Source organism: Enterobacter chinensis (genome assembly GCF_034008295.1).
Taxonomy (GTDB): domain Bacteria; phylum Pseudomonadota; class Gammaproteobacteria; order Enterobacterales; family Enterobacteriaceae; genus Enterobacter; species Enterobacter chinensis.
On record NZ_JARDVI010000002.1, the window covers coordinates 1 to 23799 of the forward strand.

Sequence of the window (23799 nt, forward strand, 5' to 3'; positions counted from 1 at the left end):
GTTATATCTCGCGTGAAGTTTTTACGCTGCTACGTAATCAAAATCGGCTGATCAACAGTACTCAAATAACAACTTGACTCTTAGAAGGGCGTCCAAGGCAGTCAGTACACAAGCCATGAGTGCAATCGTTCCTGAAATCACACGGCCTGGAGGGCAGCATGAGCCGTCGCGGTAACTGCCATGATAATGCGGTTGCAGAAAGCTTTTTCCAGTTGCTGAAACGCGAACGGATAAAGAAAAAGATCTACGGAACGCGGGAAGAAGCCCGCAGCGATATTTTTGATTACATCGAAATGTTTTATAACAGTAAGCGTCGGCATGGTTCTAGCGATCAGATGTCGCCGGCAGAATATGAAAACCAGTATTATCAACGGCTCGGAAGTGTCTAGATTATCCGTGGCGATTCATTATTCATTCTTTATTCAATTCCTATTCATCTTAGGTTCGGGGCATTGTTCTAATGTCACATATATTTAGAATAATTCGCTGCCGAAAACTAAACTCACCTGCCCCACAATATAACAAAAGTACCTTTTTTTTAAAAAAAAATTACCGAATAGATTGACTTAAAATTTTTATTGTTAGTTTCAGTTCAAAAGCATACATTTTCTCAGCAAAACTTCTTACCATCCATGGCAAAGAAAAATATAAGCTATGCACAACAACAACTATAGCAGTAGAACAATGTCACTCCTTTTTCTCCAACCTTGAAGTCGTAACTTTTACCTTTGGGAATGAACATCCAATCGCCCTCTGTTAATTCAATACCATTATATATTATTGTACCTGACATAATTAATCTGAACCCATCACCTTCATCATGAGAATGTAGTGGGACAGCAGTATCAGCAACCCCAACTGAAATAAAAAATTGTGAAGCCATTTCAAGATGAACGGGTAGTTGCCATTTTTTAAATCCTAATGGTACATTGTCAACCTTCAATGCATTACAAACTTTTGCCAGATTAGCATCACGAGAGGTAATTATAGATGTCGGATACTTCATTTTCTCTTTAGCAAAGGCATTCTCGATTCTTTTGAGTCCCTCTGCAAAAGTAAGTTTATTGGGTTTAAATGTCATATATCCTCCGATCACAGTTAGTATCAAGAGTCAGTATGATCTATTAAAGTACTCGTGCATTAGTATAAATGTCGTATTAAACGCATTGGTGTTGATAGAAATTGATTAGAATTCAGTGTGGCTAATATATTCTTAATCTCCAGTTAAGTTCTGCCATAGCGTGTAGCTATTTTTCGTCAATAAACATGCATAGTTGTCACCTGTTCTTCCCATATCAAGCAACCAGTACTGCCATTATCCATCTGGTATATCGGATTGTAGTTGCCGGTCTAATGCTCTTGAGCAGCACCGGAAAGATCAGACGACCTATATTCTCTTCTGTATATCGCCTATTTAGCCTTGCTACTTCGAAAGCACCGGTTACGAGCGGGATAGCTGAACCGCCATACACACCAAGATCATCAAGCTACTCGTATTCATGTTTATGAGTCGTTGTGGTCATCTGTCGTAGGAATGGTAGGTACTCTGTAGCACTGATAGTTCCTTTACCAATAAGGCAAAACAGATTGTTATCCGTGAACCCGGCCGTCTTGCGTTCAACTAGCCTTAACTGACTGCTTAGTACTTCCTCTTCTATCCCGGCCAATAGCCTTACACCATCCCTTTCAACGTAGCTCTCAATGTCAATACCCAATAATTTTCCCTCAATGCTAGTTATGGGAATAGCCCAATGATCAATAGTCATTAAGTAATCCTTTTTAAGTTAACTTATTGATAATTGATCGCTTTACCTATTAATCATTAGGAATCGATCGATTTTTAAAAACCTACCACTTTTAGTGGTTTAAAAAGTACATGAGCTTAAAGGGATTTTTTCGGTACAGGATTTTGTGGTTTTTGCTTGCAACACTATGCGTATACACAGTTATTTATGGGAGAGCTAAGAAATGGGTAATAAGAACGGTTACGATCCATCCATACGTAGAGGTGTTCACCAGTTCTCCAACAACGGGGTATGGTTCACGGTCTGTTATCGTGGAAGTACTCTTGAGCAATTCAAGTTTGGTGATCAGGTGATTTTTGAAGGTTCTGTAGGCGGGGTGTTCTGGATTGGTACGGTGCAACCGAATTGTTTCGTTTTGCTTAGCGAAACGCCATTCAAAGATGTTCTGGACGCTGTGAGTTATCTACATGCTGAACAACGTGTGATTGAACAACATGATGATGATTGGTTCTGTGCACAAAAAGAACTACCGTTCTAGATTGTTGTTTAAAAGGTGGCTATTATCATGCCACTTGGGATATCAATAAGAACAATCGGAATCATGAAGTTTTATAAGTATGTTGGTGCTGAAACAGCAAAAATCATCATTCAAAATTCAACGTTAAAGTTCACTTCTCCTGTGAATTTCAACGATCCCTTTGACTATTTCCCTGCGGTGCAAGAAGAGGGATTAAGGAAATTTACACGCCGCATTAACGATGAAATTGGTGGTGGGGTTAAGCGTTACAAGACCAATCATCGTGAGACTTCTAAGCATCTCCAGTCTCTACGCAGTGGTGCATTTAGAGATCTTTATACCCGCAACATGTCCATAAGCTGTTTCAGTAAGTCACCTTTCATACTCCCGATGTGGGCACACTATGCTGATAACCATGAAGGTTGTGTCATTGAGTTTGAATTCAAAACAGACAGCCCTCTAGTAGTAGAGTATTTTAGCTTGGGTATTAATCAACTATCACAAATTCTTATTCCTTTTGATGTGAACTATTCTGAGGATCGACCTCCGCTTTTTGATGAGAATGGACGTACTGACGGCCCTAATACTGGTTTCCAAGCTTGTTTAACTAAAGCTAAAGAATGGGAGTATGAGCAAGAAATGCGTGTTGTAACAAAACAGCCTGAAGGGATCTACTCATTTGAAAGATCACAAATGACAGGGTTATATTTTGGCATGAAAATTGATAAAAAAGATAAAACAGACTTATCAAGAATTATAGATGGCTCAAATAATTATACTGGCACAAAAATACGTAAGCATGATGTAGTTATGGCTTATGATAAATTTGAACTATCAAAAATCCAATTCCGCTTATGAAAAGTGGATATGACCATGGATTATTTAAAACGGACGAATACAATATTAATTTCGCTAGTTATAATTTTATTCTCCTTCGCTATCATTGCTTTTTCAAAGGTGGTTTTTAATAGTATGAGCGGCTTAGAATGGGGTAGCGTATCAGATTGGGTGAGTACAGGGTCGTCTATAGCGACAACTTATATAGCCTTCCTTGCGTATAAGGCTGCCCCCAATTGGTTTAAACAAAAGACTTATGAAGCAGGTTTTAACCATGTTAACAATTTAATCAGTGAATATGATTCGATTGAAGATAATATTCAAAGGTTGTATTGGGATGTTATAAGTATTAAACCAAGCAATTCTCGCACATCTCAAACATGGGGAGAAATTGAAACACTAGCATATAGGGCCGATTAGTCTAAAAGGAAATCTTTTTGCTTGTCAAAGATTCAATGTTTCCGTATTACCTGAGACATTCAGGTGTTTCGAAAGGTTGAAGCAATTCTGTGATATCTCATATCAATTACAAGGTCGCATTTACATGCAAGATGATGAAAAGATATTAGAGGTTCATAAGGAATTAGAAGATCTAAAAGATTACATTAAACATGATTCAGATAATATCAAAAGTAATATGCACGACTATTTCACATTTCCCAAATGAATAAAAGCCCACTATGATAGTGGGCTTTGTAGGTTATTTCGCTTCGACTAACCAGCGTCCACCAGGCTTTGTTATCTCATACTGGTACTGATCATCACACCACACATCTATACGGCCTGAGAAGTTCGAATTGCTAAACGTAGTGACTTTATCGCATGTGTAATCACGCTGGATAAGAGCCTGAGCGAAATCCTTAGCGTCCTGTAACTCCTGATCTGTGAGCTGGTTAGACGGTTCTTCGGCTTGTGCTTCATGCTTGCCATCATCACCCGCCAGTTTGATCAATAATGCTATCAACACCATGACAACAGCTATAACCCTTCCCATTGTTACACCTTATAAATTATCTGTATTTTATACCGTAACTGTTTTCATCAGTCCTTAATGAATTGTTGTACTGAATAACCTACTTCGCCGGAATGACCGAACGACATGAACCCATGCTCCATAACCTGTACGTTACGTATCGTCATAGGTTCTTCAACCGTAACGCAACTACCAGCTTTGACCATCTTCAACATCACACCCTGATCTTTAGTCGAGATAGCACTAATCATCTTCATCAGATTGCCGTAGCTGTCGCAGTAAAAACCCTCAGAGATAGTAGCGGCCTGTGATGTACTCGCCATGAATAATGTTGCTAATAATAGTTTTTTCATTTTGGCCCTTATAATCTATCAGTAATGATAGTTAGGAAATCAACAACAGATATCCCATCATGGGTAGTATCGGCCTTAAGTAGAATTTCTTTACTTACATGTGAACTGAAGGGAGTAAATCAGTACTGAGGATTATCATATGATAGCTTCACGCCACACCCACACCTTCAACAAACATACCCACCGTGGGGGGCATGAGGTTGTGAGTGTACTTGATTTCGTTTACAGTGGTAAAATCTTTGTGCTGATTATCATGATAACAGGATCATTTATAGATGGTTTGCAGGAAAACAAATATCATCCTTATATCTATTGTTGGAGTACTATTAATTATAGCAATTTTGGTACTCATTAAGGTTCTCTTCGCTGATGTCAAGGGATTTGAATGGGGATCATTTACGGATTGGTTAAGTGCCGTTGGGACATTTGGTACTTTCATAATTGCTATAATCGCGTTAATGAAAGTACCTGATTGGATGGCTCAGAAACATTATGATATAGCTTATACTATTATTGAAAACGCTGTATATAAAGATCTTTCTGATATCCGCACAATAAGCTTTCGAGCTAAAAATACGGTATTAGCTTTAACAAAAAAAATTGTCGAAGCTGTTAGAATCGATGGTAATGATGTTAAAATCAAATCACATATTGATGAGCTAAATCAAGAGTTGGAAAACAAAAATGATGAATATCATCGTTTATCATATGGTATCATAAATCAATTCAAATCAATTTCACGTACTAATTATGATATTAGTGAACACACAAGTGAAATTGAAAACTTCGTTCAAAAGACAACAAAAGAATATGATGATATTTTCACTCGAATTTATATAGCTCTTGGTGAATACGAGAGCCTTTACTTCGCTGATAAAATAGCAAAAGACACCTTTGAAAAAGAAATAAATGATATTCGTCATGCCGCAGTAAAAAATAACAAACAGTTATTAGATAAAATAAATAAAGTTTACTCACAAAATCTACCAATAAAAAATTTTATAAACCGCAAAAAGAAATAAAGCCCCTTTTGAGGCTTCTTTTTGCAATTAATTTCTTTTGTTCTGGAACTTTCTGAGGGCTAAGCGTATGAGCAGGAACAGTACCGTAGCGTAGATGAGTATCATCACGATTAAGGCAATGAACCTTACCGGATCTGCATCAGTTTCATATGACCCACTAAGGCCGGAACCGAAAGTACTATAGGCGGTATCCATAGCCCATTGTGTTATGCCATTCAGGGGCTTACCAAAACTTGATAGCCACCATGAAAAGATGATGCAGATACTATATAAGGCTGCATACTTAACGAATCCTACAGTTCGCATAGTTGCTACCCCCTTGTACGTCCACCCAGCCATACGCCATTAATCCAGTTCTGGAACCTGGTACTTTAACCTTTTTAGTAGGTAGCAACTGACTACGTACAGTATAGAAATCAGGGCGATTGACAAATGTTATGCATCCCTCTGATACACCCGTTCCATCTGGCCGTAATGGATGCAAACGGAAACTACCACGCGATACACCATTAATCAGAATGCTATCTGTCATGGTTTGAGCACTGAAGAGTGCAAACCATTCGGAGCGATCGTTACCAGTGATTGTATCTATCCCCCATGCCCGGATCTGATTAAGAGTAGAACCCGTAGGCCTATCAACGATCCAGTACCGTCCAGTAGGGATTGCACTGTTAGGCATAAACGCACAACTGGGATCATTGGTATATGGGTTTTGCCCACTGAATACCGAGAAAGTTCCTATTCCATAGACGTGTAGTTTGGCATAGCCATTTTTATCAATGTCGTCGTATGTCATCCTCATTATTTGCATACTGTTTTCCCTGATGTTTGCATAGAGGAAGTCTACCATACGTGAGAAATACAAACAGCACCGTAGGAATAATTGCCAAATTATTTTCTGAAGGTAGTATTGAAAAAGCACTCGTTCTTTAACGGAACAAGTTATAGGCCATTCTAAATATATCTACTATTAATCGGCAATTTGATACATGTCGTTCCGTTACTCTGAAAAGAGGTAGATTAATCATCTATGTATTATAAATGCACTTAGATCGCTTCTGTCAGGTATGTAAACTACTCTTGAAGTCGGAGCATTTAGCCCTATTTAGCCCTTCTCTGATGCTTGATGCTTGATGCTTGATGCTTGGGTAATCATCAATCTAAGCCAAAAGCATCAACCTGTTACTTGCAGGTTATCCTACTATAGACATACGCTTTGACAATCCGCATACCCCAACCTATACATTTGTTAACATTAACCGACGAGGCACTGATTATGGCCCCTAAAGAATATGTTTTTTATAGCACGCTGGAAGAAGCTATTGATGCCGCTCGTGAAGAGTTCCTCGCCGACAACCCCGGCGTTGAGGAAGAAAATGCTGACGTGCAGCAGCTTAATATCCAAAAATACGTTTTGCAGGATGGGGATATTATGTGGCAGGCCGAATTCTTTGCCGATGACGGTGAAGAAGGGGAATGTTTGCCGATCCTGAGCGGTGAAGGTGCACAGGCCGTCTTTGATGGTGACTATGATGAAATCGAGCTACGGCAGGAATGGCTGGAAGAAAATACCCTGCACGAGTGGGATGAGGGCGAATTTCAGCTCGAGCCACCGCTGGATACGGAAGAAGGTCAAACCGCAGCCGACGAATGGGACGAGCGTTAATTTACGCTACTCGTAAGGACCGTGGCTGGCATCGATGGGCAGCAACAGCGTGTCGAAAATCAGCGAGAACGGCAGGTCGAGCACGGTCAGGTAGCGCCATGCTGAATCGCGAACATCCCATTTTACGCCCGGGTAATACTGATTTCCGTGGCCTTGCCCTGGAATGGTGCGGCTGATGATACTGCCGCAGCCGCTCAGCAGGCATGCCATCATGACGACGATGATTATTCTCATCAATGACCTCTAAAAAAATACCGGCGATTAAGCCGGTATTTTATTTGGCGGGTGGCGCTTCGCACCCACCCTACTTAACAACTTACTTCGCCTTCAATGCCAGCGGATTGAGCTTCAGTTCTTTATAGTAGTTTACCCACGAAGAGTATCTCTCCGGAGCAGACCACACCCGATAGTGAAGACGCGCCATGGTGACCGGGTCGCTCAACAGCACCAGACGACGGTCGCGGTTGAGTTTTTCCGGGGTCTCGTTCAGCGCTTGCTCAACGTGACGATCGCGGGCAATCTCCAGCACGTGGCTGGCACGGTGACGCGCTGTCGCCATTGCCGTTGCCAGGGCGTTGAATGACGGGTTAAACACGGCGTGCATGAAGCCGTCATCCAGCGAGCGACTGCGGTTCTGCTCGAGATAAGTATCGGTATCCACCAGCACCTGCGGCGGGGAATACTCTTCCGGGATCAGGAACAATTTCCAGCGCTTGGTCCGCAGCCCAACCGTTGAACGGCTTGAGATGACGGACACAAACGGCGACAGGATCAGCGAGAAGACAATCGGCGCCAGCCAGAACAGGAAGCGCAGATCCAGCCAGGCCATTCCGGCCGCCCACACCAGACCCAGCAGCAGCTGAGAACCGTGGCGCATAAAGGCTTCACTCCACGGCGTGGAGTCGTCATCACGCTGCGGGGAGTTCCAGACCACTTCCCAGCCCAGGAACGCACTGACCACAAACACGGTGTGGAACAGCATACGCACCGGTGCCAGCAGCACGGAGAACAGCACTTCCAGCAGCAGTGAAAGGGTCACGCGGAAGAAACCACCGTACTCTTTCGAGCCCTTGCACCAGATCAGGATGATGCTGAGCAGCTTAGGCAGGAACAGCAGCACCATGGTGGAAGCAAACAGCGCAATCGCCAGCTCCGGACGCCACTGCGGCCACACCGGGAACAGCTGGCGCGGCTGCAGGAAGTATTGCGGCTCCGTCAGGGCATGGACGACCTGCAGCGCGGTCGAGAGCGCGAGGAACATAAACCACAGCGGTGCGGAGAGATAAGACATCACGCCCGTCAGGAACACCGCACGGTGAACCGGGTGCATTCCTTTAACAAGGAACAGGCGGAAGTTCATCAGGTTACCATGACACCAGCGGCGGTCACGCTTGAGCTCGTCCAGCAGGTTCGGCGGCAGCTCTTCGTACGATCCCGGCAGGTCGTAAGCAATCCAGACGCCCCATCCGGCACGACGCATCAGCGCCGCTTCCACGAAGTCGTGCGACAGAATAGAGCCCGCAAACGAACCCTCACCCGGCAGCGGCGCCAGCGCACAGTGTTCGATAAACGGCTTCACGCGGATAATGGCGTTGTGACCCCAGTAGTGGGATTCACCCAGTTGCCAGAAGTGCAGACCCGCCGTAAACAGCGGCCCGTAAACACGGGTGGCGAACTGCTGGCAGCGCGCATAAAGGGTGTCCATACCGGACGCTTTTGGCGAAGACTGAATGATGCCCGCGTTCGGGTTGGCTTCCATCAGACGCACCAGACCGCTCAGGCAGTCACCGCTCATGACGGAGTCAGCATCCAGTACCACCATGTAGCTGTACTGGTTGCCCCAGCGACGGCAGAAGTCATCGATGTTACCGCTTTTACGCTTCACACGACGGCGGCGGCGACGGTAGAAGATCTGCCCTTCGCCCTGCACTTCTGCAATCAGTTCCATCCACGCTTTTTGTTCTGCAACGCAGATATCCGGGTTGTAACTGTCGCTCAGGATGTAAACGTCGAAATGCTCCGCGTTGCCGGTGGCCTTTACGGACTCCCAGGTCGCGCGCAGGCCCGCAAATACGCGGTCAACGTCTTCGTTACAGATAGGCATAATCAGCGCGGTACGGTGCTCAGGATTGAGGGGTTCATCCCCGACCGTTGACGCCGAAATGCTGTATTTGTCACGCCCCATCAGCAGCTGCAGGAAGCCCATCAGCGCGGTCCAGAAACCGGCCGATACCCAGCAGAAGAGGACAGCAAACAGCAGGAGGATGCCGCTCTGCAGAATATACGGCAGCAGCTGCATGAAGGATACCCAGAGATCCTGGCCCATCATGTCCGTCGGATTGATAAACGCCCAGCCCTGGTAAGGCAGGATGGTTTTCATGTACCAGGTCGCGACGACCGTCTGCGCCAGCGTCAGAAGCAGCAGGATGTAGCGACGGATGGTCCCCACGGTACGCCATTTCTGTTCAGACGCCTGCTCTTCTTTCGTCAGGCGTGACAGATAGCGCGGCGTCACATCACGCCCGCGCAGGCGATCCCAGAAGCGACCAACCGGGTTGGTGCGCCATGGATCGGGGAACATTGAGGAACGCGTGGCCTTCGGCATCGCCTGAAGCTGATCGCGTCCTTCGTCGTCTTTAATCAACTGCCCTTCTGCCAGCGAGTCTGGCCATGCCTGCTCCAGACGCGCCTTTACTGACCCCAGCGGCGTATCATCATCACGGGAAAACTGACGATGTTCACCATCCAGCGCGGTGTGAACCGCGCGGATGTCGCTCTTAGGCAGCGCCGCTTTCTCAATATCCGTCAGCGGCATGGCATCGATATATTCAGATGTATTATTCATTGGCAGGTAGCTGATAGCTCCAGGTTTCACTCAGCGGCTGATCGTCACTGACCAGCGCAGCACGCATTTCAGTGGTCTGTTTCGGATCTTTCACTTTCACGCGCAGGGTCAGACGCCAGCCTTTAGTTACCGGGTTGTAACGCACGGTGTTCTCAACGATTTCACCGTTATCACCGATGCTGGCCTGAGCGGCAACGGCAGTATCCGGCGACAGTTTCTTCATATCCTGGCCTGTGAAGTCCACGACAAAGGCCACGGTACCGTCAGGCTGACGGATAAGATTAGACTGCTTCACATCGCCCGTAGAGCGGCGAGTCTGCATCACATACGCGTTATCCGGCGCATGCAGCTTATCTTCATCGCGGCTGAAGGTAATGGTGTACTTGAAGTTCATCTCTTTACCGGCTTCCGGCAGCTGATCCGGCGTCCAGTAAGCGACGATGTTATCGTTGGTTTCGTCGTTGGTTGGGATTTCAACCAGCTCGACCTTACCTTTACCCCAGTCACCGTTTGGCGTAACCCAGGCGCTTGGGCGCTGATCGTAGCGATCGTCCAAATCTTCAAAGCGGGAGAACTGACGACCACGCTGCAGCAGGCCGAAACCTTGCGGGTTTTCCATCGCGTAGCTGCTAACGGCCAGATGTTTAGGGTTATTCAGCGGACGCCAGATCCACTCGCCGTTACCGGCATGAATAGACAGACCGTTGGAGTCATGCAGTTCCGGGCGGAAGTTGGTTGCCGGCGACGGCTGGTTCGGCCCAAACAGGAACATACTGGTCAGCGGCGCAACGCCCAGTTTGCCTACTTTATCACGCAGGTAAACCTTAGATTGCACGTCAACCACCGTGTCACGACCCGGCATAATCACAAAGCGATAGGCACCGGTTGCACGCGGGGAATCCAGCAGCGCATAAATAGTCAGACGTTTGTCCGTTGGTTTTGGACGTTCAATCCAGAACTCACGGAAACGTGGGAACTCTTCACCTGATGGCAGCGCGGTATCAATGGCCAGTCCGCGCGCAGAAAGCCCGTACACCTGTCCCGCGCCAATCACGCGGAAATAGCTGGCGCCAAGCATGCTGACGATTTCGTCGTTTTTATCTTTGCTGTTGATTGGGTAAAGCACCTTAAAGCCTGCGAAGCCCAAGTCTTTCACCGTATCTTTGTCGTGCTGCACATTGCCAAAATTGAAGTAATCCGGGCTGTATTTGATCTTACGTACCGCTGTTGCCGTCACTTCATTGATGGCAACAGGCGTGTCGAAGTACATACCCTGATGATAAAATTCAAGCTTGAACGGGGTCTTAATATTGCTCCAGTACGCTTTGTCGTGATTGAACTGGATCTGCTGATAGTCCGCATACTTCATGTCGCGGAAAACGGAGGGCAAGTTGCTTTTCGGCGCTTCGTAGCTCTTGCCTGCCATCGATTTTGCCTGTTTTGCGACATCGTCGATGTTAAAGGCCAGTGCCGATGAGGTATACAGTGATAACACCACTGCAGCACCTAACCAACGCATTTTCATCATCTGTGGTTTATGTTTCATAATAAGTAAGCACTTCCCCCTTTGTGTGCTTATATCGATCCGATCCATTTTAATGGAAACTCAGGCAATCCGACAACATTATCACTGCTTTGTTCAGCTGCTGGCTCATGGAATAAGCAAATGAAAGAACCCGCTATTCACTTTGCGTGCTTATCCTGGAGACAGGGTGTCGGTCTTGGTGTAGGGTTGCCTTCGAATGTAACCATTATGAGTCTTAGGGATAAGGCGAAAAGTCTGAGAATGCACAAAGTTATATGAGCACATCACCAACAGAACGTGAATATTTCCTCGACTCGATCCGGGCATGGCTGATGCTATTGGGGATCCCGTTTCACATCTCGCTGATTTACTCCAGCCACACCTGGCATGTTAATAGTCAGATGCCCTCCTGGTGGCTGACGCTGTTTAATGACTTTATTCACGCCTTCCGTATGCAGGTGTTTTTTGTCATATCCGGCTACTTCTCTTACATGCTGTTTCTGCGCTATCCGCTCAAACGCTGGTGGAAGGTGCGCGTGGAGCGCGTGGGGATCCCCATGCTGACCGCTATTCCTCTACTGACGCTGCCGCAATTCATTATGTTGCAATACGTCAAGGGCAAGGCCGAGAACTGGCCGAACCTGTCGCTGTACGAAAAGTACAATACGCTGGTCTGGGAGCTGGTGTCTCACCTGTGGTTCCTGCTGGTCCTGGTGGTGCTAACAACGGTTAGCATGTTGATTTTCAGCCGCCTGCGTCGCCATTTGAGTCATAAAGCCGACACCTTTTTCGCCAACATCACGATGGGCAAACTGACGGTGCTCTTTTTGCTGCTCGGGATTGCCTATGCCGCCGTGAGACGGACCCTGTTTATCGTCTATCCGCCGATTTTGAGCGATGGGTTGTTTAATTTTGTGGTGATGCAATCGCTGTTCTACATTCCGTTCTTTTTAATCGGCGCGCTGGCCTTTATTCATCCGAAATTGAAATCGCTGTTTACCACGCCGTCACCGTGGTGTGCACTGGGGGCCACCCTCGCGTTCGCGGCCTATCTGCTGAACCAGCGCTACGGCAGCGGCGACGCCTGGATGTATGAAACAGAAAGCGTGATCACTATGCTGCTGGGCCTGTGGATGGTGAACGTGGTATTCGCGCTGGGCCACCGTTTGCTGAACTTCAAGTCCAGCCGCGTGACCTACTTCGTTAACGCCTCGCTGTTTATCTATCTGGTGCATCACCCGTTGACACTGTTCTTCGGGGCTTACATCACGCCGCATATCGCTTCTAACACGCTGGGCTTCTTTACCGGTCTGGTATTTGTGGTGGGGATTGCGATTGTGCTCTACGAAATCCATCTGCGGATCCCGCTCCTGCGTTTCCTCTTTTCAGGAAAACCACAGGCGAAAGCCTCATAAACAAACGCGGCGCACAGAGTGCGCCGCGTTTGTTTCAGGTATCCAGTTCCTGCCCACGCTGGGTCAGCAACCGCTGATAGAGGTGCGTGGTTTCTTCATCGAAACAGACAAAGATAACTTTTTCCGGCATCGGTTTTAACGACAGATAGCGGTAAACGGTTTCGACAGCGATCGTTGCAGCGGCCGCTTTAGGGTAGCCATACACGCCGGTGCTGATGGCCGGGAACGCCATGGTTTTGTAGCCGTTGTCGGCGGCAAGCCGCAGACAGTTTCGGTAAGCCTCTTCCAGAATACTCGCTTCGTGGCGATCGCCACCGTGCCATACGGGGCCTACCGCATGAATAACCGCTCTGGCAGGCAGATTGCCCGCAAGCGTAATCACCGCATGGCCGGGAGGACATTCACCCTGCTGTTGCCGCACGGTTTTACAGGCTTCCAGCAGCTGCGGTCCGGCCGCCCGGTGGATGGCTCCATCCACACCGCCTCCCCCCATCAGGGAAGGGTTGGCCGCATTGACGATGACGTCGACGTGCATGGTCGTAATATCGCCATGGATAACTTCAATTTGCGGTTTCATAAAACCCCTCTGCAACCCGCCATTTTTTTAAGTGTATCGCAGAGGAGCCCGGGAGAAAAAACTATCAGAAAAAATCCTCTTCCGCCGCAGGGCGGAAGAGAGAGCATTAGCGATACTGGATTTCGACAACCGCGAGCATTTTTTCAGGATTAAGGTATTTCATGCTTAGCGTCGCCTGGTTCGACTCGGACGCCTTGCCATTAAGCGCCTCTTCGTAGCTAACCATACGCGTTTGCATACGGTTATTTTCCGGACATGACATAGCAAACTGCCGCTTTTGCGGTGTGACTTCACAGGGGTCGGCGACAATAGCACCGCGAAAATGAATGACACCGCCCTCAGCAAGGGTGGCTGAATATGCGGGGAAACTAAAAGCAGAAACGATCAGGCCCAGTCCCATCGCGAGCTGAGCGAAAGAGTTGTTCATTACAGGTACTCCTCAATGAAAATCGTCCTTGAGGGGTAAACGCACTTCATTATGACAAACGAAGTCTCACGTTAAGGACCATAATGACTTGATCCCTGATATCAGCATAGCTCAACGGCACAGCCCCGCCACATTCGCAATTCATTGATTTAATGAATGATTACAGCGAGCTTCCCGCTGGCGACCACTGTTGTGATAGATGAAGCGATTTACCATCAGTAACGGTGACAACGATTTTTACCGTGTCTCCTGCGTCAATATTTAAACTCAATCGCATCAAATCAATCGTCTGATTAGCGGGTATAAAAAGTGTGTTTTGCTGTCGGGAAGAACTTTGCCCTCCCTGCCCTTCCCGCACGGAGACAATCTGGACCTGACAATCACACGGTTCCGTCAGCATGACCTGCGGAATAATGGTGGTCATATTATCCTGCTGAGACGTTTTAAAGGTTATCTGGCTGGAAAGCGCGGCAAGGAGAATTAAGGTATTCATGATGAACTCCCGAAAAAAAACAGGGCGCATGCCCTGTTTTTTTGTAGCACAGATTTCAGTATCAGTACTGATGAGCTGTCGCGTGGTTACCAAAACCAATCTGGGTAACGTTGACAGTAGAGTTAGAAGCAGTCTGGTCTACGAGTGCACCGTTGAGGCCACCATACTGGCTAACATTCATAACGGACTTTTTACTGTTCCACTGATCAAGTGTTGCACTGTTGCCGAAACCGTTCTGGGTCAGGTTGATTTTACTGTCATCAGAGCCCTGACCAACGTCAGCGCCGTTACCGCCACCTGTCTGGCTAATATTCAGGACTGAATTTCTGGCATCGGTCTGAAGGGCAACCGCGGAGTTACCGCCACCGTTCTGATAGATATTCAGGGTTGAATTTGGGCCGCCGTATCCGCCATGACCATGTCCATGACCCCATCCGCCCTGATTAATCATACCAGCCATAGCACTACCAGAAACTACGATTGCTGCAAGTGCTGCCACTTTGATAAATTTCATGGTAAACCCCCATCGGATTGATTAAAGTCGTCGCGAAAGCGCTAGCGTTGAATAACGCGAATGGCCATTTGCGACTGTTTCTGCACTACAACTGCGGTTTTCTGCGTACCGTACTGCGTAATATTTGCTCTATTACCCGACCCTTTCTGGATAATTTTCGCGCTATTACCGTAACCATCTTGCGTAATACCTGCATCATTCGCGTTACCGCTCTGATCGATCCAGGCAATATTGTAACTCCCTGATTGATCAACTCTCGCTCTGTTGCCAGCCCCATCCTGGGAAACAATTGACAAGAGTTTTGAACCGTCCTGGCGAACCTGGGCATTATTAAGCACGCCCTGTTGACCAATAATGGCTGCCTGATTTAGTGATGAAAGACTCAATTCGTTAACCGCAAAGTTATATTCAGAGTTTGCCAAATCTGAATTAGCCGCGGTTACAAATCCAGGCGCACCCAGTAATGTAAACATCATAAATAACGATGTGTTTTTCATGTTGTCACCCTGGACCTGGTTATTTAATCACTCCATAACCATATAGCAATGCTACTTGTTAAAACGACTCGTATTGTGTTAACGCGTCGTTACGGTGAAGAGTATGTCCGCTGAAACATTTTAAATATCTCACCCGCGCGGCTTATTTTTATTTATCGGGTCACCACAAAGTCGTAATTTACAGTAAAAAACACTTTAAGCAGGCCAGCTTATATTTCTTATTACACCGTTTTTCAGATCAGGTTGTACAACAGGAGGAAGGCTGTCCACGCTTCCTCGCGCGTTGTTTAAACGTAACGGCAGGAAGACATTTTTTCACAGTGCGTGACACGAGGCTTGTTTTCTTAAGCTCTAAACTCACTCATTCGTTGCCTTAGAAACAATCTGTAACTCATACTTGACTTCAGTTAAAATAAAATAACAAATAACATTAAAAATCAATCATATAAAAATATTTGTATGATTTTTAAAATGTGTGCACCTATATTTAGGTGTACAACTTTTCTATCAAAAAAAGGCTTTCAAAAAGACACGTTTTAACAAATTAATATTGATTTTTACATTCAGTTACATGTTTAACACTTGCTTTAAACTTCGTAAAAGCTAGATTGAAATTAGATGTACGAAATTGGTTTTATATTTACCTCCCTGTGGAGGTTATGGTTAGATTCTACACACAGCAGTGCAACATCTGTCAGTACTTCTGGGGTTCTCTTTTAAACAGGAGAACAGCTGCCAGGTGCCAAAAAAAGTGGGGTTTCATCATGTATAATGAAGTCCATAGTTTACATGGTCATACATTACTGTTGATCACAAAACCTTCTTTGCAAGCGACAGCTTTATTACAACATTTAAAGCAATCTTTATCACTGAACGGGAAACTGCATAATATTCAACGTTCTTTTGATGATATTGCACCTGGCAGCATCATTCTGTTTGATATGATGGAAGCAGATAAAAAGCTTATCCATTACTGGCAAGATATTTTAAGCAGGAAAAACAACAATATCCGCGTGCTATTGTTGAATACACCTGATGAGTATCCTTTCAGAGATATTGAAAGCTGGCCGCATATCAATGGCGTGCTCTACGTCACTGAAGAAGAAGACCGGGTGGTAGAGGGCCTGCAAGGTATAATGCGCGGAGAGTGTTATTTTTCGCAAAAACTTGCCAGCTATCTCATCACACATTCTGGAAATTATCGCTATAACAGTTCAGAGTCCGCCCTGCTCACGCACAGAGAGAAAGAGATCCTGAACAAATTACGCATTGGTGCTTCAAATATTGAAATCGCCCGTTCGTTATTTATCAGCGAAAATACGGTAAAGACGCACCTTTATAATCTTTTCAAGAAGATAGCTGTTAAAAACCGAACTCAGGCTGTTTCGTGGGCAAACGATAACCTCAGGCGTTAATCACATGAAGCGCACGTTGAGTTGGATCGCCGCAGCGAGTTTCCTGCTCGCTGCAGGGAATCTGAAGGCCGTCGAGGTCGAAATTCCCGGATTGTTAACAGACCATACTGTCACTTCGGTCGGGCACAGTTTTTACCGTGCCTTCAGTGACAAATGGGACAGTACCTACACTGGAAATATAACAATCAACGAGCGGCCCAGTGCACGATGGGGAAGTTGGATAACAATAACGGCTAATCAGGACGTTATTTATCAAACATTTTTATTCCCAACGAAATTAGACTTCGATAAAAACGTAGTTTTAGCACTGGCACAATCAGAAGACGCTATTAATCGCCTGCAAATAGATAAAGCGCTATTAAGCACCCGCGATTTAGCAAAAGATGAGTTCTAGCGAACCGATATCTGGAGGCTGTCATGCGTATTGCATATGCAGTTGTTTCGATAATGCTGATCACACCCATAAGCTGGGCCGGAAACATGACGTTTCAGTTCCGTAACCCTAACTTTGGCGGTAACCCTAACAATGGCGCGTTCCTGCTGAATGAAGCTCAGGCGCAAAACTCTTATAAAGATCCAAGCTTTAAGGATTTCAATGTTGATACCCCGTCCGCGCTGGACAACTTCACCCAGGCTATCCAGTCGCAGATTTTAGGGGGGTTGCTAACCAACATTAATACCGGGAAACCCGGCCGAATGGTGACCAACGACTTTATTGTCGACATCGCCAACAGGGATGGACAGCTCCAGTTGAACGTTACCGATCGTAAAACCGGAAAACTCTCCACCATTCAGGTTTCCGGTCTACAAAATAATTCAACTGACTTCTAAACAATAGCTAAATAAGGACAACGATCATGCAGCGCTTCCTGATATTTGTTGCAGTGTGCTTATTGAGCGGTTGTTTAACTGCTCCACCTAAAGAAGCTGCAAAACCTACATTAATGCCTCGGGCCCAGAGTTATCGTGATTTAACGCATTTACCTTCCCCTACGGGGAAAATATTTGTCTCCGTGTATAACATTCAGGATGAAACCGGACAATTCAAACCTTATCCGGCAAGTAACTTCTCCACGGCAGTGCCGCAAAGCGCCACCGCCATGCTGGTTACCGCGCTCAAGGATTCGCACTGGTTTATTCCTCTGGAACGTCAGGGGCTACAAAACCTGTTGAATGAACGGAAAATTATTCGTGCCGCCCAGGAAAATGGCACCGTCGCGGACAATAACCGCTCGCCTCTGCAATCACTGGCGGCGGCGAACGTAATGATTGAAGGATCGATTATTGGTTACGAAAGTAACGTTAAATCGGGCGGTGCGGGAGCGCGGTACTTTGGTATCGGCGCGGATACCCAGTATCAGCTCGACCAAATCGCCGTTAACCTGCGTGTGGTCAACGTCAGTACGGGTGAAGTGCTCTCTTCGGTGAACACCAGCAAAACCATACTGTCATATGAAGTCCAGGCCGGGGTGTTCCGCTTCATCGATTACCAGCGTTTGCTGGAGGGTGAAATTGGCTATACCTCTAACGAACCGGTCATGATGTGTCTGATGTCAGCCATCGAAACCGGCGTGATCTTCTTAATCAACGACGGTATCGATCGCGGGCTGTGGGATCTGCAAAACAAAGCAGAAGTACAGAACCCGATACTGGTGAAATACCGCGATATGTCAGTACCTCCGGAATCCTGACAGGAAGCGCATAAAAAAGGCGAGATACCTATCTCGCCTTTTTTTATTCACTCACCGCAGTGATGTTTTGCGCTTTTTCCCGCCGCGACGCCAGCCATAGACCGCTGTTTTTCATGGCATAGCCAAACAGCAGGCCCAGCGCCAGGGAGGGGACAACCAGCTTCCAGTCACCCTGCCCTGCAAAGGTCGCGCACGCCCCCATAAAGGTTCCCGGCACAAACGAAAGCAGCAGGTGCTTAGCCTGAATGCACATCAGGAAGGCGACGACGCCCGTCATGATATACCCCAGCAACTCCATATGAGGCGCCAGTGCGCTGCCTTTCATGATTACCAGCGCCCAGATGACACCGCTCATCAGCGTGCAGCCTGAGATAAAGAGCCCTTTGACACCGCCCTGCGGGCAGGCGAAGTAGGCCGTGCAGCCGAGGAACCCGGCCCAGCTGAGCAGTCCTAGAGACACGGCCACCCATCCCCAGAGACCGGAGAGAATACCCGTCGTTAAAGCGATACAAAGTAATATGTTCATGGCGCGCATCTTAGCAGAAGCGCACCATGGAAATGAGATCATCCGCACATTACGTGCAAATCAAAATATGGAGTTGCAGAATTTATGTGATCTAAATCACTCTTCATTCTCTTCTTCCAGCTCATCCCACATTGCTGCGATAGCGTCGCGGGTTATCGGTGCCAGCGTTCTCCAGAATGGCGAGGTGGCATGCGCTTCAACTTTACCAAGGAATGTCCCGACCCACGGCAGCAGGTACGTTTCGAACAGGATTTCGATGGCTTCGTTCTCATCATCTCCGGCGTTGTCTTCGATCCAGGACGCCGCCAACAGCAGCGTACCGATATGATCGGCTGGCGTATCGCTCAGCGGCATACCGCGCGTGGAGAGGAAAGCGCGGACTTCCGCTTCCGTTGCCCCTTCCTGCCAGGCAGAACGGTATGGCGACACGCGGCACTCATCGCCGACGAAAAGCGCATTGTAATCGGTCGCAATCTGCTGCATGTCGCAGCTTTTTTGCAGACGCTCCAGTAAATCATCCTGTTCCAGCGGCCAGTTCTGCGCCAGCTTACCTTCACGAATTAACGTAAAGAGCGGAACCAACAGCGGGTCTTGCGGCTGGCGATAATAGAGCGTACCCAGCACGCGACAAAGGATGGAGAACTCATTCATTTTATTATTCCATTACACAATTAAAGATCGGCGAATTCGGCAATCGGTTCCATTCCGCGCGACTCGAGAAAATCGAGCATGCGGCGCGGAGTCACGTTCAGGATTTGCGCTTCCGGGAAGTTAACGTCATTCAGCACTTTCAGGCACTCGCTGAAATCACCCAGCGTAAACGCGGTATGGGAATCTGAGCCCAGCGCCACCATGCCGCCCGCATCGCGTACCGCGGCCGCCACCTCGCGGCAGTTGGCTTCACTGCCCTTGCGTGAATGAACGAAGGAGGAGTTGTTAATCTCCAGCGCGACGCGGTGCTTCGCTGCCGCCTGCGCGACAGCCTGAATATCAATCGGGTACCTCGGATTGCCGGGATGGCTGATAATATGCACGTTGCCGCTGGCAATGGTGGCAATCATTGCCGCGGTGTTGGTCTCTTTATCCTGAGGTGCAAAAACCGGCTCGTGAAAACCGGCAAGAATCAGGTCAAGAGATGTTAGCATCGGCCCGGTGCAGTCGATCTCACCGTCGGTATTTTTGATGTTCGCCTCAATGCCGCGCAGTATCCCAATGCCGTCCACCAGACGTGGCCAGATCCGCATATTCACAAAATGCCAGTAGTGCGGCGCATCCGCCATGTCCGGACCATGATCGGTGATCGCAAAAAGCGTGATGCCTTTGAGCTTCGCCTGGGCGATATAATCATGGAGGTTGCTATACGCGTGGGTACTGGCGACGGTGTGCATATGCAGGTCAACGGGATACATCTCTCTCTCCTCTGCGGTTTTTCCAAAGGATAGCAGTTATCAGCGGCGAATATTAGCAAAAACCCGGCGAACGCCGGGTTTCTCTCAGTAGCCGCGCTGTCTGTCGACCTGGCCGGTGACCGCGTTGCCCTTTTCCATTTCGCTGATGGTATGGCATATATAGGCCACCGCTTCTGCCGGACGCGTCACGGCGGCCACGTGCGGCGTCATCGCCACGCGCGGGTGCGCCCACAGCGGGCTTTCCGCCGGCAGCGGCTCGCGGCTGTAGACATCCAGCATCGCGCCCTTTAGCTTTCCACTGTCCAGCGCCTTCAGCAGATCGGCCTCCACCAAATGCACCCCGCGCGCCAGGTTCATCAGATAGCTCCCATCGGCTAACTGGCTGAGCAGGGCTTCATTAATGATCCCAACCGTTTCCGCCGTGTTTGGCAGCAGGTTGATGAGCACGCGCGTACCGTTCAGAAAGGCCGGGAGTTCATCCGTTCCGGCAAAGCTCTCTACGCCCGAATAATCTTTGCGGCTGCGGCTCCAGCAGCGCAGCGGGAAGCCCCACGGGGCGAGGGCTTCGGCCACTTTTGAGCCCAGCACGCCGGCGCCGAGAATACCGATGGTAAACTCATCGCGCTGATAATCCGGCAGCGGCTCCCAGCGGGCCTGCTGTTTAAAGTCCTGATAATCATCAAAGCGGCGGAACCAGTGCAGCACCTGGCTCACGGCATACTCCTGCATTTGCTGGCCCATTCCGGTATCTTCCAGACGGAACAGGGGAATCTCTTCCGGCAGCATCTCAGGGTGTGCCTTCAGCTTGCTCAGAATGGAATCCACGCCGGCTCCCAGGGCAAAAACGGCCTTCAGCTTACGCCCCTGCAGCATTTCTACCGGTGGATGCCAGACCAGCGCGTAGTCAGCATGTTCGTTATCACCGCGCTTCCACTCGCGAACGCGTGCCCCGGGTAACGCCGCCGTAAGCGCCTTGATCCAGTAAGCCGTATCAAATGTTGGGTGATAGAAAAGTATATCCATAGTCATTCCTGCCTTTCATTGCGCTGATTTATTTTGCTTTTTAACTGGATTGTCAGCATAACAAATTTATTGCGCGGCTGTGTTGCTGATAAAAAAGGCGCTTTCAGCACATTTAAGAATCATGTTGCCTGAAGTTTGTCTAAACGCGCTAAATTACTGAAAAAGTGAGTTGACGTCAGTTCGGCTTTTCCTTACATTAGCGCCCGTCCCGACAACATCGGGATGACAATATGGTGAGGTGTCCGAGTGGCTGAAGGAGCACGCCTGGAAAGTGTGTATACGGCAACGTATCGGGGGTTCGAATCCCCCCCTCACCGCCATATTTGAGATGAGAGCTCGTACGAAAGTACGGGCTTTTTTCTTTTATATTCTCCGAAAAGGGGGATTCGAACCTTGAAACTCCCTGCGCTCTTTATGTCGGGTGGCGCTTCGCTTACCCGACCCACAAAAAGCTACTCTTCAACCATCTTCGCATACTCTTCCGTCAGAAAATCCACCAGCGTTCTGACGGACGGCAGCAAACCGCGTCTGGAGGGATAAACGGCATGAATCACTTCCCGCCGCGGCTCCCACGCCTCAAGCAGCCGAACCAGCGCCCCTGACGCCAGCTGATCCTTCACCATCAAAATCGGCAGCTGCACCACGCCGATGCCTGCCATCGCAGCTTCACGAAGCGCGAGCATATCGGTGGTGATCAGCCGGGGATGGTAATGGATCTCTGCTCTGGCACCTCCAGGACCGGACAGCTCCCATTTATGGATGTGTTTACCCTCGTTCATGCTTAGCCCAGGCCAGGCGCTGAGTTCAGACGGGGCTGCCGGTTTTCCCATGCGTTGAATCAACGCCGGACCGGCGACCAGACAATGCCCCCTGTCAGCCAGCACCCGTAGCACCAGGTCGCTGTCATCAAACGGCCGCGGGCGGACGCGGATTGCGATATCCACCCCCTCACCCACCAGGTCTACCCGCCGGTTGGTCGCCTCAAGCTGAAGATTGATCCCGGGATAGCGCGCCATAAATCGCGCCAGCATCGGGCCAACGTGGACATGCAGCAGCGTTATTGGGCATGTGATCCTGACGATGCCGCGCGGTTCAGCCTGCAGCGCCGCCACGGCTTCCTCAGCGGCCTCCGCCTCCACCAGCATCGCTTTACAGTGCTGATAGAAGGTCTGCCCGACCTCGGTCACCGTGAACTGTCGGGTTGTTCGATGGATGAGCCGCACGCCAAGGCGCTCTTCAAGCTGGGCTATCCGGCGGCTTAGCCTGGACTTGGGCAGGTCAAGCGCCCTTCCCGCCGCCGCAAAGCCACCGTAGTCGACCACCTTCACAAACCAGACAAAGTCGTTGAGATCCTGCATAAATCCTCATCGTTCCATTTTCAGAACAGTGAATGCCATTTTCACTATCTACCGGGATATTAACTCTGAATATAAGCTAATTACATCAACAGAGCATCAGGAGTTAATCATGAAAAACGTAGCAGGCGTTTATACCGCTCCTCGTCAGCACTGGGTTGGCGATGGTTTCCCGGTCCGTTCAATGTTCTCTTATCAGACGCACGGCGAGCCGCTCAGCCCGTTTCTGCTGCTGGACTACGCGGGCCCGTACACCTTTCCGGCAGATGGTGCGAAACGCGGCGTTGGCCAGCACCCTCACCGGGGTTTTGAAACGGTCACCATCGTCTATTCCGGTGAAGTGGAGCACCGCGACTCTACGGGCAAAGGCGGCGTCATTGGCCCCGGCGACGTGCAGTGGATGACCGCAGGCGCAGGCATTTTGCACGAGGAGTTCCACTCCAGCGCGTTCTCGCAAAAAGGCGGGGAACTAAAAATGATGCAGCTTTGGGTCAACCTGCCGGCGAAGGACAAGATGGCGACGCCGGGCTACCAGAGCATCACGAAGGACGCGATCCCGGCGGTAACGCTACCGGACAACAGCGGTTCCCTGCGGGTGATTGCCGGTCGCTACGACACGGCTACCGGCCCGGCGCACACCTTCTCGCCGCTGAACGTCTGGGATATCACCCTCAATCAGGGCAGTCACGTCACGCTTAATCAGCCCGAAGGCTGGAGCACGGCGCTGGTTGTGCTTGAAGGCAGTATCTCGGTGAACGGTACCGCTCAGGCAGGTGAAGCCCAGCTGGTCGTGTTAAGTCAGGAGGGCGACAAACTGCACCTCGAAGCCAGCAGCGATGCAAAAGTGCTGCTGATGGCCGGCGAGCCGTTGAATGAACCTATTGTGGGCTATGGCCCGTTTGTGATGAACAGTAAAACCGAAATCAACGAAGCCATTCGTGATTTCAACTCCGGCCGCTTCGGCCAGATCTGAA

28 protein-coding genes, 1 tRNA gene and 1 pseudogene are annotated in these 23799 nt (G+C 48.6%); 13 read left to right on the plus strand and 17 right to left on the minus strand.

Annotation, left to right across the window (positions count from 1 at the left end; genetic code table 11):
• Window positions 1-93: 93 nt before the first annotated feature.
• Window positions 94-389 (plus strand): annotated as a pseudogene (locus PYW49_RS04915) (IS3 family transposase); the annotation flags it as partial.
• Between the two features lie 263 nt (window positions 390-652).
• Here the strand turns inward: PYW49_RS04915 and PYW49_RS04920 are convergent.
• A complete protein-coding gene (locus PYW49_RS04920; RefSeq protein WP_320385847.1) occupies window positions 653-1081 on the minus strand; it encodes a cupin domain-containing protein in 429 nt (142 codons plus the stop codon).
• A gap of 887 nt (window positions 1082-1968) precedes the next feature.
• On the opposite strand from PYW49_RS04920, the gene PYW49_RS04925 reads away from it, so the two are divergent.
• Genes PYW49_RS04925 through PYW49_RS04935 form a run of 3 tightly spaced genes read left to right on the plus strand, consistent with a single transcriptional unit; the run spans window position 1969 to window position 3519 of the window.
• A complete protein-coding gene (locus PYW49_RS04925) occupies window positions 1969-2283 on the plus strand; it encodes a hypothetical protein (RefSeq protein WP_320385848.1) in 315 nt (104 codons plus the stop codon).
• 27 nt (window positions 2284-2310) lie between these two features.
• Entirely contained in the window at window positions 2311-3120 is an 810-nt protein-coding gene (locus PYW49_RS04930; RefSeq protein WP_320385849.1) for a DUF2971 domain-containing protein, read from the plus strand.
• A gap of 15 nt (window positions 3121-3135) precedes the next feature.
• Complete coding sequence (locus PYW49_RS04935) at window positions 3136-3519, plus strand: hypothetical protein (protein WP_320385850.1); 384 nt, start codon at window positions 3136-3138, stop codon at window positions 3517-3519.
• A 280-nt stretch (window positions 3520-3799) separates the two neighbouring features.
• On the opposite strand, the gene PYW49_RS04940 is transcribed toward PYW49_RS04935, so the two are convergent.
• Both PYW49_RS04940 and PYW49_RS04945 read right to left on the minus strand, forming a co-directional pair.
• On the minus strand, window positions 3800-4093 hold the full coding sequence (locus tag PYW49_RS04940) for a hypothetical protein (RefSeq protein ID WP_320385852.1): 294 nt from the start codon (window positions 4091-4093) through the stop codon (window positions 3800-3802).
• A 47-nt stretch (window positions 4094-4140) separates the two neighbouring features.
• Window positions 4141-4425 (minus strand): hypothetical protein, encoded by a 285-nt coding sequence (locus PYW49_RS04945; RefSeq protein ID WP_320385853.1) that lies wholly within the window; start codon window positions 4423-4425, stop codon window positions 4141-4143.
• A 275-nt stretch (window positions 4426-4700) separates the two neighbouring features.
• Here PYW49_RS04945 and PYW49_RS04950 point away from each other — a divergent pair, with 275 nt between their 5' ends.
• A complete protein-coding gene (locus tag PYW49_RS04950; protein WP_320385854.1) occupies window positions 4701-5447 on the plus strand; it encodes a hypothetical protein in 747 nt (248 codons plus the stop codon).
• Window positions 5448-5730: 283 nt separating this feature from the next.
• Here PYW49_RS04950 and PYW49_RS04955 read toward each other — a convergent pair whose 3' ends face one another.
• Window positions 5731-6297 carry a DUF2778 domain-containing protein gene (locus PYW49_RS04955; RefSeq protein WP_320386300.1) on the minus strand — a complete coding sequence of 189 codons (567 nt, stop codon included), beginning with the start codon at window positions 6295-6297 and terminating at the stop codon, window positions 5731-5733.
• A gap of 426 nt (window positions 6298-6723) precedes the next feature.
• On the opposite strand from PYW49_RS04955, the gene PYW49_RS04960 reads away from it, so the two are divergent.
• On the plus strand, window positions 6724-7113 hold the full coding sequence (locus PYW49_RS04960; protein WP_320385855.1) for a MysB family protein: 390 nt from the start codon (window positions 6724-6726) through the stop codon (window positions 7111-7113).
• Between the two features lie 6 nt (window positions 7114-7119).
• Here the strand turns inward: PYW49_RS04960 and PYW49_RS04965 are convergent, their stop codons facing one another.
• The 3 genes from PYW49_RS04965 to mdoG all read right to left on the minus strand — a co-directional run bounded on the left by PYW49_RS04965 (window position 7120) and on the right by mdoG (window position 11504).
• Window positions 7120-7347, minus strand: coding sequence for a YceK/YidQ family lipoprotein (locus PYW49_RS04965; RefSeq protein ID WP_047349021.1), 228 nt, complete (start codon window positions 7345-7347; stop codon window positions 7120-7122).
• A gap of 82 nt (window positions 7348-7429) precedes the next feature.
• Window positions 7430-9958, minus strand: coding sequence for a glucans biosynthesis glucosyltransferase MdoH (gene mdoH, locus PYW49_RS04970; protein ID WP_320385856.1), 2529 nt, complete (start codon window positions 9956-9958; stop codon window positions 7430-7432).
• A complete protein-coding gene (gene mdoG / locus PYW49_RS04975) occupies window positions 9951-11504 on the minus strand; it encodes a glucans biosynthesis protein MdoG (RefSeq protein ID WP_032638672.1) in 1554 nt (517 codons plus the stop codon). Before mdoG ends, mdoH begins: the two co-directional genes overlap by 8 nt.
• Window positions 11505-11758: 254 nt before the next feature.
• Here mdoG and mdoC point away from each other — a divergent pair, with 254 nt between their 5' ends.
• Window positions 11759-12898, plus strand: coding sequence for a glucans biosynthesis protein MdoC (gene mdoC, locus PYW49_RS04980; RefSeq protein ID WP_320385857.1), 1140 nt, complete (start codon window positions 11759-11761; stop codon window positions 12896-12898).
• 34 nt (window positions 12899-12932) lie between these two features.
• On the opposite strand, the gene ymdB is transcribed toward mdoC, so the two are convergent.
• The 5 genes from ymdB to csgB all read right to left on the minus strand — a co-directional run bounded on the left by ymdB (window position 12933) and on the right by csgB (window position 15406).
• Entirely contained in the window at window positions 12933-13475 is a 543-nt protein-coding gene (gene ymdB, locus PYW49_RS04985; RefSeq protein WP_134349804.1) for an O-acetyl-ADP-ribose deacetylase, read from the minus strand.
• A 106-nt stretch (window positions 13476-13581) separates the two neighbouring features.
• Entirely contained in the window at window positions 13582-13902 is a 321-nt protein-coding gene (locus PYW49_RS04990; protein WP_320385858.1) for a fimbrial protein, read from the minus strand.
• A gap of 160 nt (window positions 13903-14062) precedes the next feature.
• Window positions 14063-14395 carry a curli assembly chaperone CsgC gene (gene csgC, locus PYW49_RS04995; protein WP_320385859.1) on the minus strand — a complete coding sequence of 111 codons (333 nt, stop codon included), beginning with the start codon at window positions 14393-14395 and terminating at the stop codon, window positions 14063-14065.
• Between the two features lie 61 nt (window positions 14396-14456).
• Window positions 14457-14909: a curli major subunit CsgA gene (gene csgA, locus PYW49_RS05000; protein WP_134349801.1), complete on the minus strand. Its 453-nt coding sequence runs from the start codon at window positions 14907-14909 to the stop codon at window positions 14457-14459.
• Between the two features lie 41 nt (window positions 14910-14950).
• On the minus strand, window positions 14951-15406 hold the full coding sequence (gene csgB / locus PYW49_RS05005; protein ID WP_134349800.1) for a curli minor subunit CsgB: 456 nt from the start codon (window positions 15404-15406) through the stop codon (window positions 14951-14953).
• 764 nt (window positions 15407-16170) lie between these two features.
• Here csgB and csgD point away from each other — a divergent pair.
• From csgD to csgG, 4 genes are read left to right on the plus strand one after another with little or no spacing between them, the layout of a single operon-like run.
• Window positions 16171-16821, plus strand: coding sequence for a biofilm master transcriptional regulator CsgD (gene csgD / locus PYW49_RS05010; RefSeq protein ID WP_134349799.1), 651 nt, complete (start codon window positions 16171-16173; stop codon window positions 16819-16821).
• Between the two features lie 4 nt (window positions 16822-16825).
• The gene (gene csgE / locus PYW49_RS05015; protein ID WP_134349798.1) at window positions 16826-17215 is read left to right on the plus strand and encodes a curli production assembly/transport protein CsgE; all 390 of its coding nucleotides are present in this window, start codon (window positions 16826-16828) and stop codon (window positions 17213-17215) included.
• 23 nt (window positions 17216-17238) lie between these two features.
• A complete protein-coding gene (gene csgF, locus PYW49_RS05020) occupies window positions 17239-17652 on the plus strand; it encodes a curli production assembly/transport protein CsgF (protein ID WP_134349797.1) in 414 nt (137 codons plus the stop codon).
• A 26-nt stretch (window positions 17653-17678) separates the two neighbouring features.
• Complete coding sequence (gene csgG / locus PYW49_RS05025) at window positions 17679-18512, plus strand: curli production assembly/transport protein CsgG (protein WP_134349796.1); 834 nt, start codon at window positions 17679-17681, stop codon at window positions 18510-18512.
• Between the two features lie 43 nt (window positions 18513-18555).
• On the opposite strand, the gene PYW49_RS05030 is transcribed toward csgG, so the two are convergent.
• The 4 genes from PYW49_RS05030 to ghrA all read right to left on the minus strand — a co-directional run bounded on the left by PYW49_RS05030 (window position 18556) and on the right by ghrA (window position 21470).
• Complete coding sequence (locus PYW49_RS05030; RefSeq protein ID WP_134349795.1) at window positions 18556-19038, minus strand: DUF1097 domain-containing protein; 483 nt, start codon at window positions 19036-19038, stop codon at window positions 18556-18558.
• Window positions 19039-19134: 96 nt separating this feature from the next.
• Window positions 19135-19689, minus strand: coding sequence for a TorD/DmsD family molecular chaperone (locus tag PYW49_RS05035; RefSeq protein ID WP_320385860.1), 555 nt, complete (start codon window positions 19687-19689; stop codon window positions 19135-19137).
• Window positions 19690-19709: 20 nt separating this feature from the next.
• Entirely contained in the window at window positions 19710-20447 is a 738-nt protein-coding gene (locus tag PYW49_RS05040) for a phosphatase (protein WP_134349793.1), read from the minus strand.
• 84 nt (window positions 20448-20531) lie between these two features.
• Entirely contained in the window at window positions 20532-21470 is a 939-nt protein-coding gene (gene ghrA / locus PYW49_RS05045; protein ID WP_320385861.1) for a glyoxylate/hydroxypyruvate reductase GhrA, read from the minus strand.
• 232 nt (window positions 21471-21702) lie between these two features.
• Here ghrA and PYW49_RS05050 point away from each other — a divergent pair.
• Window positions 21703-21790, plus strand: a tRNA-Ser gene (locus PYW49_RS05050).
• A gap of 132 nt (window positions 21791-21922) precedes the next feature.
• On the opposite strand, the gene PYW49_RS05055 is transcribed toward PYW49_RS05050, so the two are convergent.
• The gene (locus PYW49_RS05055) at window positions 21923-22828 is read right to left on the minus strand and encodes a LysR family transcriptional regulator (protein ID WP_134349791.1); all 906 of its coding nucleotides are present in this window, start codon (window positions 22826-22828) and stop codon (window positions 21923-21925) included.
• Window positions 22829-22937: 109 nt separating this feature from the next.
• Here PYW49_RS05055 and PYW49_RS05060 point away from each other — a divergent pair, with 109 nt between their 5' ends.
• A complete protein-coding gene (locus PYW49_RS05060) occupies window positions 22938-23798 on the plus strand; it encodes a pirin family protein (RefSeq protein ID WP_320385862.1) in 861 nt (286 codons plus the stop codon).
• The last annotated feature ends 1 nt before the right edge of the window (window position 23799 follow it).